This window comes from Dietzia cercidiphylli (genome assembly GCF_039531545.1).
GTDB classification, from domain to species: domain Bacteria; phylum Actinomycetota; class Actinomycetes; order Mycobacteriales; family Mycobacteriaceae; genus Dietzia; species Dietzia natronolimnaea.
In genome coordinates, this window is record NZ_BAAAQG010000009.1 from 59,629 (window position 1) to 73,836 (window position 14,208).

The window sequence follows — 14,208 nt, forward strand, 5'->3', positions numbered from 1 at the left end:
AGGTCTCGAGCGGGGGTCAGGCCCCGCCGTCGATCACGCCCGGGACGATCTCGAACTCCACCCCGGCGGCCCGGAGGTCGCGGGCGCGATCGGCAAGGGTGTCCGCCGCGACGATCCGCACGACCCCGTGCCCTGCGGCGCACCGGGCGGCCACCACCCGCGCGACCGCGTCGACGGGCAGGGTCGACCCGACCTCGATCACCTCGACGTCGTCGTCGATCTCCGCCAGCAACCCCGGATCGGCCGCACCGTCCACCACCAGCACGTCCGCGGCGTGGACGAAGCGCCGGGCGCGGACGGTGAGGAGGTCGCCGTCACCGCACCCACCGACCAACACGAGCCACCCCGCCTCGGGGCGACGCCGGGCGCGCAGGCCCGCCGGTGCGGTGGCCAGCGACCTCGCCACGAGCCGCCCCACGCGGACCGACCGGCGCGGGTCCGAGGAGTCCACGGCGATCCGGACGAGCCCCGCAGGCGTCGACACCGCGGTGCGAGCGGGCACCCGTGCCGACCCGAGCGCGGCGTCGCCGGCGGCCACGCACCAGATCCGCCGCTGCTCGCACAACGCCGCGACCTCGGCGTCGACCACCGGGTCCCCGGTGGCGACGTGCACCATCCAGGGAGTGTCCAGGTCCGAGGCGCGGAAGTTCCTGGCGACGACGACGAGCCGGGCACCCGCCCGCGCCGCGAGGTCGGCCATCGCCGGGTCCACGCGAGGGGCCACGACCCGGACCACCGCCCCGGCCTCGAGGAAGGTCTCGGCGCGGCGGACCGACACGGGCCCCGCGCCCACCACCAGCACCTCGCGCGCGGACAGCCCCACCGTCAGGGGGAGGCCGTCCAACGCGGGTGCCGCCGGCCGCTCGGCCGCGGGGGCGGCGTCAGCGAACGCGATCGTCACAGGTGGATGCCGCACTCGGTCTTGGAGGAACCGGCCCAGCGACCTGAGCGCGGATCCGCTCCGGCTTCGACGCGGTGGGTGCACGGCTCACAGCCTATCGACGGGAAGCCGTCGTCGAGCAGGGGATTGAGGAGGCACCCGTGCTCCTCCGCGTAGGCGTGGACGCGATCCAGGGTCCACGCCACGAGCGGGTTGATCTTGATCATCGAGTGCTTGGCGTCCCACTCCACGATCGCCGCTCCGGCGCGGTGGTCGGTGTCCACCCGGCGCAGACCGGTGATCCACGCCTCGTATCCGGACAGCGCCGCGTCGAGCGGCTCCACCTTGCGCAGGCGGCAGCACAGCTCCGGGTTCGTCTCGAACGGGCGCGGGCCGAGCGCGGCCTCGTGCTCCTCGCGGCTCGCGGGGCTGCGCACGTCCACGACGTTGAGGCCCGGTGTGGACGCGAGGGCGTCCCGGACGCCGATGGTCTCCGAGAAGTGGTACCCCGTGTCGAGGAAGAGCACGTCCACTCCCGGGGCGTACTGCGCGGTCATCTCCGGCACCACGGTGTTGGCCATCGAGCAGGCCACGGCGAGGGCGTCGCCGAAGGTCTCGCCCGCCCAGGCCAGGACCTCGGCGGGGTCGACCTCGCCGTGGTGGCCGTAGAGCCCGCGGTCGTCGAATCGACGCGCCGCGTCCTCGGCGATGGCCTTGAGTTCCTCGGTGGTCCGACGCCGGCCGGGGCCGGGGGTCAGGACGGTGCTGCGGGGCAGCAGATCGAGTGCGACTGCGGTCATACCAGAACCTCCTCCTCCACACGGTGGGCCCACTCGGCGAACGTCTCGCCGCTGGCACCGGTCTCCATGTACTTGCGGATCACGCGCTCCACGTAGTCGGGCAGGTCCGCGGACGGCACGCGGAGTCCGCGGACCGTGCGGCCGAGCCCACCCGACTCCTGGTCCTGGGAGGCCAGGCCGCCACCGAGGTGGACCTGGAAGCCCGGGGTGTCGCCGTCGAGCAGCTGGCCCTTGAGGCCGATGTCGGCGGTCTGGATGCGCGCACAGCTGTTGGGGCAGCCGTTGAGGTGGATCGACAACGGCGTGCGCAGGGGCGCGTCGTCGGCGAACCGGTTCTCGAGCTCGCCGATCAGTGCGGTGGCGGTGTCCTTGGTGTCGACAAAGGCGAGCTTGCAGAACTCGATGCCGGTGCACGCCATGGTGGAGCGGCGGAACGAGCTCGGGCGGGCGTGCAGCCCGATGGCGGCCAGTCCCTCGACCAACTCCTCGACCTTCTCCGGCTCGACGTCCAACACGAGCAGCTTCTGGTGCGGGGTGAAGCGGACCCGGTGGGAGCCCGCGGCCTCGGCGAGGTCGGCGACCTGCGAGAGCTTCTCGCCGCCCACGCGCCCGACGGTGGGGGCGGCGCCGACGTAGAAGCGGCCGTCCTTCTGCTCGTAGACGCCCACGTGGTCGCCCGAACCCACGCCACGCTCGGGGGCGGGGCCGTCCGGGAGCTCGCGGCCCAGGTACTCGTCCTGAAGGACCTGGCGGAACTTCTCGGCACCCCAGTCCTTGATGAGGAACTTGAGCCGGGCGCGGGTGCGCATGCGCCGGTAGCCGTAGTCGCGGAAGATCCCCACCACGCCGGCCCACACCTCGGCGGCCTCCTCCTGGCGGACGAACACGCCGATGCGGGTGGCGAGCTGCGGGTTGGTGGACAAACCGCCACCCACCCAGAGGTCGTAGCCCGGGCCGAGCTCCGGATGCCGGACGCCCACCAGCGAGATGTCGTTGATCTCGTGGACCACGTCGAGGCTCGGGTGCCCGGTGATGGCGGACTTGAACTTGCGCGGCAGGTTGGAGAACTCGGGCGTGCCGATGTACTTGGCCTTGATCTCGGCGATCACCGGGGTCGGGTCCAGGATCTCGGACTCGGCCACGCCGGCGACCGGGCTGCCGAGGATCACGCGCGGGCAGTCACCGCAGGCCTCGACCGTGTCGATCCCGACGTCCTCGAGCCGCTGCCAGACCTCGGGCACGTCCTCGATGGCGATCCAGTGGTACTGGATGTTCTGCCGGTCGGAGATGTCCGCGGTGCCGCGGGCGAAGTCGGTCGAGATGCCCGCCAGTACCCGCAGCTGGTCGGTGGTCACCGCGCCGCCGTCGGTCCGGACCCGCATCATGAAGTACTCGTCCTGCAGCTCGTCGGCCTCGAGCTTGGAGGTCCGCGAGCCGTCCAGCCCCTGCTTGCGCTGGGTGTACAGGCCCCACCAGCGCATCCGACCCGAGAGGTCGTCGGACGGGATGGAGGCGAACCCCTCCTTGGAGTAGGTGTCGAGGATCCTCTGGCGCACGTTGAGCGCGTCGTCGGTGAGCTTGAACTCCTCGTTGTGGTTGAGCGTGAGCTTGCCGTCGATCTTCCACTGGCCCTGCGGCTTGGGGGCGCGGGCGGGACGAGCGGGGCGGGCGGCGGCGTCGGTACCGGTCATGTCCGCGAGGGTAGCGGTCGACAGACCGGTCTGTCTAATGTCGCACGGCGGACTCCGCCCCCGCACTCGCCCCACCCGTCGGCGGCGCAGGCCCCACCCACGCGATCAGCCGCCCCCCGCAGAGGGAGGCGGCTGGTAACCAGATCGCCGTACGGTCGGTCAGACCGGCGGCATGATGGTCGACCCCAGATCCTCGGCGACACCGAACACGGTCCACCAGAAGACCTCCACGATGTGGACCGGGAGGAACGTCAGGGTGTCGACGAGCGTCGACCCCGTGTCGGTGGCCAGACTGCCCGCCGCGCCGACGGTCGACCCGGCGAACTCGAAGAGACTGCCCCACATGATGAACTCCTTCCAGAGCGGCCCTGGTCAGCCCACCCCTTGGACTACATCTCGGTCGCCCTGACCCGATCATAGGACGATCCTCATTAAGTGGAAACCCCCCAGCGAGGCACTTACGAATATGCTGAGTAGCTTTACTCGAGAGGCAAGTTTGTGGAAACGCCCGTGGATCGTCAGTACCGTGAATGACGTACCCCGCTAAACCGTGGGGCTCCACCTCTCGAAAGGACACCACATGTTCTCTGACTTCTGGGACTCCCTGGCCGCCGGTTCCTCCGAACTCGTCCCGAACGTCGGCTCCGCCGCGATCGACGGACTGCTCGGCCTGCCCGCGTACATCCTCGAGACCCTCGGTGGCGGCGCGGAGCTCTTCGGCTCCTGATCCCCAGCGACGCACGCCCCGGTGGTCCGCCACCGGGGCGTTCGCCATTTCGCGGGGTGTGACCGCGCAAGGCCTGTCATCGCGCAAGGTCTGTTACAGTCCGCAGAACTCGAACCAGGTGTCGACCTCCCGCCGGGCCTGCTCCCTCCCCAGGACGTAGGCCTCGGCGAGTCGGTCGACCCTGCGCTCGTAACTCCGTATCAACACCCGCTCCGGACGGAACACCACCGCGTCGCCAGACTCCTCGAGAGCCTCGATCTCGTCGAGCGTCTCGTTGTAGAGCGCCCACCTGTGCAGGAGGGCCTCCCCCACCGCCGGGAACCGCCGGAAGTACGAGCGGTAGAACGGGGTCAGTCGACGCGGCGGGATCTTCCGGTATCCACTCGGCTGGGTCAGCACCACCAGAAATCTCTCGTATCCGGCCTCCCGCGCTGCGGACAGCGGGATCCCGCCGTCATGGCCCAGGGCCCCGTCCACGTAGTACTCGCCGTCGATCAGCACCGGCGGCATCCACACCGGCATCGTCGAGGACGACCTGACCATCCGCATGAGCTCCGGCATGCTCGAGGCGTCCTCCTCGGTCCAGAAGACCGTGGCACCGTCCGAACACCGGAAGGTCCCGATCCTCGCGGCCGTGCCGCTGCTGGAGAACGTGTCGAAGTCGTACGGCAACACCTGGTCCGGCAGACCGGTCTGCTCGTAGATGTACTCGGCGTTGAACAGCCCCTTCCCCCGGGCGAAGCTGCGCCAGTCCCCGAAGTTGGGGTCCGCCGCGAGTTCGACGAAGCTCTTTCGCGCGCGGACGCCCTCGCGGGACAGATAGTTGGCCACGTGGGTGGCCCCCGCGGAGATCCCCGCAGCCATCCCACCGTGGATGCCCGCATCGATGAGCGTCTCCACGACCCCCGCCGTGTGGACCGCCCGCATCCCCCCGCCCTCGAACAGGACTGCGACATCCGGAGCAGTGGGCGATAAATCGGTCACGACACCCAGGGTAAGTCGCATCGTCACATCAGCGATGATCGACTACCGTCTCCCGAGTGAGCGCTCTCGCCGACTTCATAGCATCCGTCAACGATGTCTACTGGTACGCGGTCATCGCGCTACTCGTCATCGCCGGCCTGTACTTCTCCTTCACCACACTGATAGTCCAGATCCGGATGTTCCCGGAGATGTTCAGGACGATCGTCGAGAAGCCCTCGGACATCGAGCCGGACAAGAAGGGCATCTCCGCCTTCCGCGCCTTCACCGTCTCGGCCGCCTCCCGCGTGGGCACCGGGAACATCGCCGGCGTCGCGATCGCGATCACGGTCGGCGGACCCGGTGCAGTGTTCTGGATGTGGGTGCTCGCGATCATCGGAGGCGCCACCGCGTTCGTCGAGTCCACACTCGCCCAGCTCTACAAGGTCCGGGGCAAGGACTCCTACATCGGCGGCCCCGCCTACTACATCCGCGACGGCCTCGGGTGGAAGCCGGTGGCGGTCGCCTTCGCGGTGATCATCACCGTGACCTACGGCTTCGTCTTCAACGCCGTCCAGGCCAACTCCATCTCGGCCTCGGTACGCAACCAGTTCGGCCTCGAGGGGCTCGGGTCCGGCCTGGTCATCGGCGTCGTGCTGGCACTGGTGGTCGGCGCGGTGATCTTCGGCGGCATCCGGCGACTGTCCGCGGTCACCGAGATCGTGGTCCCGCTCATGGCGATCGCCTACATCGTCGTCGCCCTCGTGGTGGTGGCGATCAACATCACCGAGGTCCCGGAGATGATCTCCCTGATCGTCGGCCACGCCCTGGGCTTCCGCGAGGTCGCGGGCGCCGCGATCGGCGCGGCGATCATGCAGGGCATGCGGCGTGGGCTGTTCTCCAACGAGGCCGGCATGGGCTCGGTCCCCAACGCGGCGGCCACCGCCTCCGTCTCCCACCCCGTCAAGCAGGGCCTGGTGCAGGCGCTCGGCGTCTACTTCGACACCCTGGTCGTGTGTTCGGCCACCGCGTTCATCATCCTGCTCGCCAACCCGGAGTTCGGCGGCGACCGCGAGGGCATCACCCTCACCCAGGACTCACTGGCCTCCCAGGTCGGCGACTGGGGCGTGCCCTTCCTCATGGTGGTCATCTTCTTCCTGGCCTTCTCCTCGATCCTGGGGAACTCGTACTACGGCGAGGCCAACATCCGCTTCCTGCGCGAGAGCCCCGTGGCCCTGCGCGTCTTCCGCGTGCTGGTCATCCTGGCCGTGCTCGGTGGCTGCCTGGGGTCGGTCGACCTCATCTGGAACATGGCGGACCTGTTCATGGGCGTCATGGCCACCATCAACCTCATCGCGATCATCCCGCTGGGCGGTCTCGCGGTGGCACTGCTGAAGCACTACCTGCGGCAGAAGGCCGAGGGCCACAACCCGGTGTTCCACCGTGACGACCTGCCGCAGGCCCGGAACGTCACGTCCTGGGACGGTTCCGATCCCATGACGCTGCAGCACGTCGCCGACGAGGCGCGCGACGTCGAGCCGAAGGGGTGAGCCACCCGGCACCGGCCGCGCACTCCCCCGCGTACGAGCGCTTCGCCGCCCTGCCCAAGGCGCACCTGCACGTCCACCTCGAGGCCGCGATGCGGGCCGAGACCATGCGCGAGTGGTGTGCCGAGGACGGCGTGGAGGTCCCGCCGCTCGTCGAGTTCCCCGACTTCACCCGCTTCCTCGACGCCTACGGCCTGCTCATCTCGCTCCTGCGGACCCCGGAGCGGCTCGGTCGGTTGCTCGACGAGGTGGTGGCCGACGCCGCCGCCCAGGGCGTCGTGGCGCTGGAGTTCGCCTCCATCCCGGACAAGTCCGCCGCCTTCGACACGGCCGAGGACGCCCTGGCGTTCATCCTCCCCGCCGTCGCGGAGGCCGGCCGGCGCCACGGGGTGTGGACCGGCGCCATCGTGAGCATCGACCGCGGCGCCGCGCGCGCGCACGCGCTCGAGGCCGCCAGGCTCGCAGCGCGGTTCGCCGACCGTGGGGTGGTGGCCGTGGGCCTCGTGGCCGATGAACGAGGGAATCCCGTGGCCGGGGCGGCGGAGGCCTTCGCGATCGCCCGCGACGCCGGTCTGGGCGTGGTGCCCCACGCCGGGGAGCTGGCCGGGCCCGAGGAGGTGCGGTCCGCACTGCAGCTGGGCGTCGACCGCATCCAGCACGGGGTCCGCGCCGCCGAGGACCCCCGGCTGGTCGAACAGCTCGCCGCGAGCGGGGTCTGCCTGGACGTGTGCCCGAGTTCGAACGTAGTTCTGGGCGTCTACCCCACGCTCGGGGACCACCCGCTCCCCGCGCTGCTCGACGCCGGGGTCCGCTGCTCGATCGGCGCCGACGACCCGCTGCTGTTCGGCGTCGACGTGGTGGACGAGTACGTGCTGGCGCGCGAGCGGATGGGCATCCCCGAGGCGCGTCTCGCCGCGTGCGCCCGGTCGTCGATCGACTCGTCATTCGCGCCCGCCGATCTCAAGCGCGACGCCCTCGCCCGGGTGGACGCGTGGGAAACCGGGGCAGCCGACCCGGCCGGCTGAGCGCTCAGGCGCCTCGGCGGATCCTGTCGGCCGCGAGGATCATCGGCACCTGCAGCGGCAGGCGGCCCCACGCGATCACCTGGTAGGGCCACACCGGCTTCCTCCGCCAGGCCCGCACCATCTGCAGGTTCCCGGGCAGTACCCCGACGAACAGCGCCACCGCCGCCGCCCCGCCCAGGGCCCGTGTCCGCGGCACGGCCAGCAGTGCCGCCACGGCCATCTCAGCGACGCCGGACCCGTAGGTCCACGCCCGGGCGCTCCCCGGCAGTTCCGGCGGGATGAGCCCGTCGAAGGGTCGGGGCGCCACGAAGTGCAGCGCGCCCATCGCCCCCAACGCGGCGGGCATGGACCAGTACCGGACGGCGTGTGCCGTGTCGTTGAGTGCCGTGTCGTTTCCCATTCGCCCGAGACTACGGACCCCGATCGCGGCGTTCTCACCGAACGTGCGGCAGCACTCGTTCCCCGAGCAGTCGCAACGACTCCCACGCGGCGTCGATCGGCATCCCGCCGCACATCGGGTGGCCCGCGATCAGGCCCAGTTCGCGAGACCGGACCCGCTCGACGAGCTGGTCCGGGGTGGCCACCAGGTACACCCCCTCGGCGCGCAGGTCCTCGACCGAGCGGGCGTCGGAGTGGACGAAGGAGTTGCGACCGGAGGCCGTCTGCCAGGCACGGTAGGCCTCCGCGTCAGCGAGGAGGTACCCGCCGTACCTCTCCCAGAACTCGTCGGGATCCTGCGCGCAGAATACCGCGGCGGGACCGGAGACCGGGGTCACCACGAGGCCGGGCTCATGCCCGTTCGCGCGACACTCGGCCCGGTACAACTCGGCGAGCTCCGGATCGTTGACCTGCGGTTGGTAATGCATGCCCAGGCGCCCGGCCCGACGGGCGGCCGCGCCTGCGCCGCCGAGGAAGATCAGCGGGTGCGGATCCGAGAATGGTCCCGGTGTCACGCGCGACCGAGGCGAACCGTCGACCGGATCGTCGCCGACCGGTTCCCCCGCCCACGCCGCGAGCATCGTCTCCAACTGCTGTTCCAGCCGTGCCCCACGCCCCTTCCAGTCCCGGGAGTGCATCGCGTATTCGACCGGTCGGTAGCCGAGCCCGAAGGTGAAGCTCACCCGCCCGGACGCCACGTGGTCGAGGACCGCGATGTCCTCGGCCAGCCGGACCGGATCGTACAGCGGCGCGAGCAGGGCCCACACCGCGATCTGGATCCGCTCGGTCACCGCGGCCACCGCCGCCGCAGCGATGAGCGGCGACGGGAGATAGTCGTCCTCGGAGCCGTGGTGCTCGGAGAGGTTGACGGTGTCCTGGCCCGACTCCTCCGCGTACCTGGCCATGGCGAGGGCCGCCCGGTAGCGGTCCCGGCGCTCGGCCGCGTCCGCGCCGGGCGCCCGGAAGTCGAAGCGGGTGACGACGTAGACCATCAGGCGCGGTCCATCAGACCGCGGTACCCGCGCGGGAGTCGGCGAGGACCGCATAGGACGTGCCTCGCTCCTCCCGCTCCCACCAGGTGTCAGCACCGCCGGCGGTGCCGCCGACCCCGTCCTCGACCAGGGCTCTCTTGAGGATCTTGTTGGTCGCCGTGGTGGGGAGCGCATCGGAGACCCGGACCCAGCGCGGCCACGCCTTGGGAGAGAGATCGGGCTGGGAGGCCAGGAACTCCTCGAACCCGGCGGGCTCGAGCTCGCTGTCGTGCCGGACCACCACGGCCGCGGCGAGCTGGTCGCCGACGCCGCGGGGGTCGGGCAGCCCGTACACCGCCACCCGGGAGACCGCGGGATGTCGGAGGAGGATCTCCTCGACGATCCCGGCGGCCATGTTCTCCCCGTCGACCCGCAGCCAGTCCCCGCTGCGACCGGCCATGTACACGTTGCCGTCCGCGTCGCGGTAAGCCAGGTCGCCGGACCAGTACATCCCGTCCCGCATGCGATCGGACGTGGCCTGCTCGTTGTTGTAGTAGCCGGCGAAGAAGCCGGCTCCCTCGGTGTTGACCAGCTCGCCCACACACTCGTCGAGATTGGCCACCGCACCGGTGTCGTCGAAGATCGCGCGGGGACACTCGGTGACCGTCACCGGGTCGTACACCGCGACCCCCGGGAACGGTTCGCCGATGGACTCGAGCGGCGAGTTCTCGGTCCGGACGACGATGATCGCGAGTTCGGTGGAGCCGTAGGCGTCCCGCACGGTGCAGCCGAACCGCTCGGCGAACGCGGGGATGTCCTTGGCCGCGGCCTCGTTCCCGAAGGCCGCGCGCAGGGTGGTCTCCGCGTCGTCGGGGCGAGCCGGGGTGTCGAGGATGTACGCGAGCGGTTTCCCCACGTAGTTCATGTACGTGACCCCGTACCTGCGGATGTCGTCGCCGAAGCGGGTCGCACTGAAGCGTCGGGCGAGCACCATGGTGGCGCCCACGGCGATCGCGGGCGAGAAGCCACTCATGATGGCGTTGGAGTGGAACAGCGGCATGGACAGGTACAGCACGTCCTCGGAGGTCAGCTCGAAGGACGGAGCGAGCGCCTCGCCCGACATGGTGACCGTGAAGTTGCCGACCTGCACCGCTTTCGGGTCCCCGGACGTCCCCGAGGTGAAGATGAGCATGAACGGGTCGCCGGCATCGGCCACCGGGGGATCGGCCGGGGGCTCCGACGCGGCGACCGTGGCCGCCCACTCGTCGGAGTCCGTGTCGATGACACTGACATCGCCCAGGTCCAGCCCGTCGAGCAGGGGCGCGAGCTGGGAGTCGGTGAGCAGGACCTGACAGTCCGCCCGCCTGATGTCGCGGGCCAGCCCCTCACCGCGACGAGTCGCGTTGATACCCGCGATGACGACGCCGCCGAGAGCGCCCGCGGCGAGCGCGTAGAGCATCTCCGGGGTGTTCTCCAGGAGCGTGCCCACGTGCCGGGGTCGGGAGTCGTCGAGCATCGCGTCGAGTGCTCCGGCGCGACGGTCGGCGGCCGAGATGTACTCGCGCCAGGAGATGGTCAGGTCCTCGTAGCGGATCGCCGGGGAGTCGGAGTCGGCGTGACGGCGGAGTTGTTCGCGAACGGTGTCGGCCATGGGGGTCCTCGGGGACGCAGGGGCGGTGTGATCTGGATCATAGCGAGTCCAGCTGACACTCGTCAGGAAAGTTCGATCGCGGGCCGACCCACGGCGCCCGGACCCCTCCTGTCGGCCCTGAACTGCCTGGCCGTGACCCCCCACCACCGGCGCGCGTACTGACTGAACGTCGTCACGTCGTCGAGGGCCAGGGCCGAGGCGATCTGGTAGAGGGGGATCTCGGTGGTGGCCAACAACCGGGCGGCCACATCGCGCCGCACCTCGTCCCGGATCCCGGAGAAGGACGTGCCCTCACCGGTGAGGTGCCGCTGCAGGGTCCGCGGCGAGACCGAGAGGAGTGCGGCGACGTCGCCGAGGGTCGAGGTCCCCGTGTCGAGGGACCGCAGGAGCAGGGTCCTGGTCCGCTCGGCGTACGTCTGGTCCCGTGCGGGACCGTGCTGTTCCAGATAGCTCAGAGCCAGCTCGTGGGCCATCAGGTCGCCGCCCGTGATCTCCCGGCCGAGGAGCGCGGCGGGGACGCGGAGCATCGCGGCCGACGCGAGTGGTCTCGCCGGGGCGGAGAACAGCTCCCGGTAGCGAGCGGGCACCGTGTTGAGCGGGTTCGGGAGCTCGACCGACAGCAGTCCGTACTCCCCCCCGAGGAGGGCGAGCATGGACCGGTGCAGGAAGAGCAGGACCATGTCGACCGCCTGGGGAGGCAGCGCGGCCGCGTCGTCCCGGTAACCGAACCGCACCCCCAGCACACCGGGGTCCGCCTCCGGATCCGGGACGACCGTGATCTCGAGCGACCGGGCGTGGAAGAACAGGTACTTGGAGGTCATCTCCAACGCCCGGGTGGTGGTCGGGGCGTGCCTGATGGCCGCGGCCACGGGGCCGAGCAGACCGAGGTCCTGACGCAACGCCACCCGCAGGCCGAAGTCGGGGCAGCGCAACTCGACGGCCGCCGTCTCGAGGAGGAAGCCGATCGCGAGATCCTGCACCAGGATCTCGTCGCTGTCGAGGGCGCCGCCCGGCAGCCCACTGCGCCGGGCCAGGTCGTCGGCGTCGCCACCCAGCGCATCGATCACCGCCCTGACGCCCCTCAGGCCTGCAGATCTGACGTATGCCACCTCAGAACTCTCCGCCACATGGCGCGATAGAGCAACCTCTTGGCGCGTTTCGGCAACTTGTTCGGCGGGATCGGGACTATCGTCCTCCGTATGACAGCCTCTGCTGACCGCCGCCCACCGGCCGGCGCACCCGAGAACCCGCTGGACCTCCTGATCGTCGGCGCCGGCATCTCCGGCATCGACCTGGCCCACCACGTCTCCACCACCTTCCCCCACTGGTCGTGGGAGGTCCACGACGCACAGGACGACCTGGGCGGCACCTGGAACACCTTCCGCTACCCGGGGATCCGGTCGGACTCGGACATGGCCACGTTCGGGTTCCCGTTCCGCCCCTGGCCGCACTCCTCGACCCTCGGGCAGGGTGAGGAGATCAAGGAGTACATCCGCGACACCGCCCGCGAGTGCGGAGTCCTCGAACGCCTGCATCTGGGGTCCTGGATACAGAACGCGGACTGGCAGAGCGAGAAGGGCCTGTGGAAGGTCACGAGCGTCCGGGCGGAGGACGGGAGCTCCACCGAGCGCACGGTGTGGGCCCGCCGCGTCCACTACGGGTCCGGCTACTACTCGCACTCCCAGGGCTTCCGACCCGACTTCCCGGGCGAGCAGGAGTTCGTCGGCGAGATCATCCACCCCCAGCTATGGCCCGAAGGCGTCGACTACGCGGGGCGGAAGTTCATCGTGATCGGTTCCGGAGCCACCGCCGTCACCCTCGTCCCGGCCCTGGAGAACCTCGGCGCCGACGTCACGATGCTCCAGCGGACCCCGAGCTACGTCGCCCCGCTCCCCGAGAAGGACATCATCAGCGCCGTGTGGCAACGCGTGCTGCCGGCACAACCGGCCTACCGCGCCGCCCGTTTCACCCACGGCGCTCGCGACATGGTCCAGTATCTCGTCGCTCAGCGGTTCCCCTGGGCCTTCACCCAGGGGCTGCGACTCCTGCAACGCCGCTACATCTCCCGAGAGCAGATCGCCGAGCACTTCACCCCGTCGTACAAGCCCTGGGACCAGCGGGTGTGCAAAGCCCCCGACGGGGACATCTTCCGGGCGATGCAACGGGGCGCGCGCGTGGTGACCGGACACATCGACACCTTCACCGAACGCGGTATCCGCCTGGATTCGGGCGTGGAGCTCGAGGCGGACGTCATCGTCTCCGCCACCGGCCTGGAACTCGAGGCGTTCGGCGGCGGAACCCTGAGCATCGACGGCCGCGAGCTCGAGCCCGCCGACCTGACCACCTACCGCGGCATGATGCTCGCCGGCGTGCCCAACTTCAGCTTCACCGTGGGGTACGTCAACGCCTCCTGGACCCTGCGGGCGGACATGGTCTCCCGCTACATGGTCAAGCTGTGGCGCGCGGGCGAGAGGAACGGGGAGAAAATCTACGCCCCGATCCCGCCCGAGGTGAAGGGCGATCGCCCGCTCCTGGACCTCGACGCCGGGTATGTCCAGCGCGGCGTGCACCGCTTCCCGAGGCAGGGAACCGACCGTCCCTGGACATATGTACAGAACTACCTCGCCGAGATCCCCGAGCTGACCTTCGGTGACCAGCGTCGCGACATGGCGTTCGACGCGCAGATCCCGCAGGAGGCCGTCCGATGACCCGCCGCGTCTTCATCACCGGCGCCGCCTCGGGGCTGGGTCTGGCGCTCGCCCGCGAGTACCTGGCGGCCGGCGACGAGGTCATCCTGACCGACCTGCACGCCGAGGCCCCACCCGCCGTGACCGGCCTCTCCGGCCAGTGGAGCTACCGCAGGCTCGACGTGACCGACGACGACGACTGGGCCGCCGCCGCGCGTGCCGTGGACTCGCTGGACATCCTCATCAACAACGCCGGCATCGCGGTCGGCGGGCGGCTGGACGCCACCTCGATGGAGAGCTGGCAGCGCATCGTGGACATCAATCTGCTCGGCGTGGTCCGCGGGTGCAAGACGCTGGTCCCGACGCTCGGGCGAGGCGGCCGGGTGGTCATCACCGCCTCCGCCGCAGGTCTGGTGCACGCGCCCCAGATGGGCGCCTACAACGCGACCAAGGCGGCGGCGGTCGCGTTGGCGGAAACCCTCGATGCCGAGCTTCGCCCCCGCGGCATCAGCGCGTCCGTCATATGCCCCCTGTTCTTCCGGTCCGGACTCGCCGATTCCCTCTCCGGCGACGACCCGAAGGCCGACGAGGCGGCGCGCATGCTCCTCTCCAAGACCCCCTTGACCTCGGAGAAGGTCGCCGCGCGATCGGTGCGGGCCATCCAGGCCCGGCGGTTGGTCATCACTCCCGACGCGCTGAGCACCGCCACCTGGTACTCCAAGCGGTTCACCCGCGTCCCCTTCCTGGCCGGGACGCGTCTCATCGGCCGCGTGGTCGAACGACGGGGTTGACCGCCGTCACCCCCGGGGAGGCGGCTGCACCGCCCGTGGC

At 70.5% G+C, this 14,208-nt stretch carries 14 protein-coding genes; 5 read left to right on the top strand and 9 right to left on the bottom strand.

Going from position 1 to position 14,208, the window contains the following annotated elements; all coding sequences use genetic code 11:
* Nucleotides 1-16 precede the first annotated feature (16 nt).
* The 4 genes from ABD250_RS10235 to ABD250_RS10250 form a co-directional block, all read right to left on the bottom strand.
* Nucleotides 17-901 carry an NAD(P)-dependent oxidoreductase gene (locus tag ABD250_RS10235; protein WP_344392094.1) on the bottom strand — a complete coding sequence of 295 codons (885 nt, stop codon included), beginning with the start codon at nucleotides 899-901 and terminating at the stop codon, nucleotides 17-19.
* On the bottom strand, nucleotides 898-1,680 hold the full coding sequence (locus tag ABD250_RS10240; RefSeq protein ID WP_017837640.1) for a phosphoadenylyl-sulfate reductase: 783 nt from the start codon (nucleotides 1,678-1,680) through the stop codon (nucleotides 898-900). The genes ABD250_RS10235 and ABD250_RS10240 overlap by 4 nt, the downstream gene beginning before the upstream one ends.
* Nucleotides 1,677-3,371: a nitrite/sulfite reductase gene (locus tag ABD250_RS10245; protein ID WP_095717708.1), complete on the bottom strand. Its 1,695-nt coding sequence runs from the start codon at nucleotides 3,369-3,371 to the stop codon at nucleotides 1,677-1,679. Before ABD250_RS10245 ends, ABD250_RS10240 begins: the two co-directional genes overlap by 4 nt.
* A gap of 159 nt (nucleotides 3,372-3,530) precedes the next feature.
* Entirely contained in the window at nucleotides 3,531-3,716 is a 186-nt protein-coding gene (locus ABD250_RS10250) for a hypothetical protein (RefSeq protein WP_095717709.1), read from the bottom strand.
* Between the two features lie 235 nt (nucleotides 3,717-3,951).
* On the opposite strand from ABD250_RS10250, the gene ABD250_RS10255 reads away from it, so the two are divergent.
* Entirely contained in the window at nucleotides 3,952-4,098 is a 147-nt protein-coding gene (locus ABD250_RS10255) for a hypothetical protein (RefSeq protein ID WP_176475032.1), read from the top strand.
* A gap of 93 nt (nucleotides 4,099-4,191) precedes the next feature.
* Here the strand turns inward: ABD250_RS10255 and ABD250_RS10260 are convergent, their stop codons facing one another.
* Entirely contained in the window at nucleotides 4,192-5,082 is an 891-nt protein-coding gene (locus tag ABD250_RS10260) for a patatin-like phospholipase family protein (RefSeq protein ID WP_338404237.1), read from the bottom strand.
* Nucleotides 5,083-5,138: 56 nt separating this feature from the next.
* Between ABD250_RS10260 and ABD250_RS10265 the strand changes: the two genes are divergently transcribed.
* Entirely contained in the window at nucleotides 5,139-6,608 is a 1,470-nt protein-coding gene (locus ABD250_RS10265) for an amino acid carrier protein (RefSeq protein ID WP_182659310.1), read from the top strand.
* Entirely contained in the window at nucleotides 6,605-7,630 is a 1,026-nt protein-coding gene (gene add, locus ABD250_RS10270; RefSeq protein ID WP_344392102.1) for an adenosine deaminase, read from the top strand. The genes ABD250_RS10265 and add overlap by 4 nt, the downstream gene beginning before the upstream one ends.
* A 4-nt stretch (nucleotides 7,631-7,634) precedes the next feature.
* On the opposite strand, the gene ABD250_RS10275 is transcribed toward add, so the two are convergent.
* The 4 genes from ABD250_RS10275 to ABD250_RS10290 all read right to left on the bottom strand — a co-directional run bounded on the left by ABD250_RS10275 (nucleotide 7,635) and on the right by ABD250_RS10290 (nucleotide 11,799).
* The gene (locus ABD250_RS10275; protein ID WP_182658717.1) at nucleotides 7,635-8,030 is read right to left on the bottom strand and encodes a DoxX family protein; all 396 of its coding nucleotides are present in this window, start codon (nucleotides 8,028-8,030) and stop codon (nucleotides 7,635-7,637) included.
* A gap of 34 nt (nucleotides 8,031-8,064) precedes the next feature.
* Nucleotides 8,065-9,060 (bottom strand): LLM class flavin-dependent oxidoreductase, encoded by a 996-nt coding sequence (locus ABD250_RS10280; protein WP_182658718.1) that lies wholly within the window; start codon nucleotides 9,058-9,060, stop codon nucleotides 8,065-8,067.
* Between the two features lie 13 nt (nucleotides 9,061-9,073).
* Nucleotides 9,074-10,690 (bottom strand): AMP-binding protein, encoded by a 1,617-nt coding sequence (locus ABD250_RS10285; protein WP_182653251.1) that lies wholly within the window; start codon nucleotides 10,688-10,690, stop codon nucleotides 9,074-9,076.
* Between the two features lie 62 nt (nucleotides 10,691-10,752).
* Complete coding sequence (locus ABD250_RS10290; RefSeq protein ID WP_179524095.1) at nucleotides 10,753-11,799, bottom strand: AraC family transcriptional regulator; 1,047 nt, start codon at nucleotides 11,797-11,799, stop codon at nucleotides 10,753-10,755.
* A gap of 90 nt (nucleotides 11,800-11,889) precedes the next feature.
* Here ABD250_RS10290 and ABD250_RS10295 point away from each other — a divergent pair, with 90 nt between their 5' ends.
* The gene (locus ABD250_RS10295; RefSeq protein WP_182610068.1) at nucleotides 11,890-13,398 is read left to right on the top strand and encodes a flavin-containing monooxygenase; all 1,509 of its coding nucleotides are present in this window, start codon (nucleotides 11,890-11,892) and stop codon (nucleotides 13,396-13,398) included.
* Entirely contained in the window at nucleotides 13,395-14,168 is a 774-nt protein-coding gene (locus ABD250_RS10300; RefSeq protein WP_182658719.1) for an SDR family NAD(P)-dependent oxidoreductase, read from the top strand. Before ABD250_RS10295 ends, ABD250_RS10300 begins: the two co-directional genes overlap by 4 nt.
* The last annotated feature ends 40 nt before the right edge of the window (nucleotides 14,169-14,208 follow it).

Bases quoted from the DNA above. Each gene is read 5' to 3' on its own strand.
- ABD250_RS10280 (WP_182658718.1), bottom strand. From the start codon at position 9,060: ATGGTCTACGTCGTCACCCGCTTCGACTTCCGGGCGCCCGGCGCGGAC.
- ABD250_RS10275 (WP_182658717.1), bottom strand. From the start codon at position 8,030: ATGGGAAACGACACGGCACTCAACGACACGGCACACGCCGTCCGGTAC.
- ABD250_RS10255 (WP_176475032.1), top strand. From the start codon at position 3,952: ATGTTCTCTGACTTCTGGGACTCCCTGGCCGCCGGTTCCTCCGAACTC.
- ABD250_RS10300 (WP_182658719.1), top strand. From the start codon at position 13,395: ATGACCCGCCGCGTCTTCATCACCGGCGCCGCCTCGGGGCTGGGTCTG.
- ABD250_RS10250 (WP_095717709.1), bottom strand. From the start codon at position 3,716: ATGTGGGGCAGTCTCTTCGAGTTCGCCGGGTCGACCGTCGGCGCGGCG.
- ABD250_RS10295 (WP_182610068.1), top strand. From the start codon at position 11,890: ATGACAGCCTCTGCTGACCGCCGCCCACCGGCCGGCGCACCCGAGAAC.
- ABD250_RS10245 (WP_095717708.1), bottom strand. From the start codon at position 3,371: ATGACCGGTACCGACGCCGCCGCCCGCCCCGCTCGTCCCGCCCGCGCC.
- ABD250_RS10240 (WP_017837640.1), bottom strand. From the start codon at position 1,680: ATGACCGCAGTCGCACTCGATCTGCTGCCCCGCAGCACCGTCCTGACC.
- ABD250_RS10285 (WP_182653251.1), bottom strand. From the start codon at position 10,690: ATGGCCGACACCGTTCGCGAACAACTCCGCCGTCACGCCGACTCCGAC.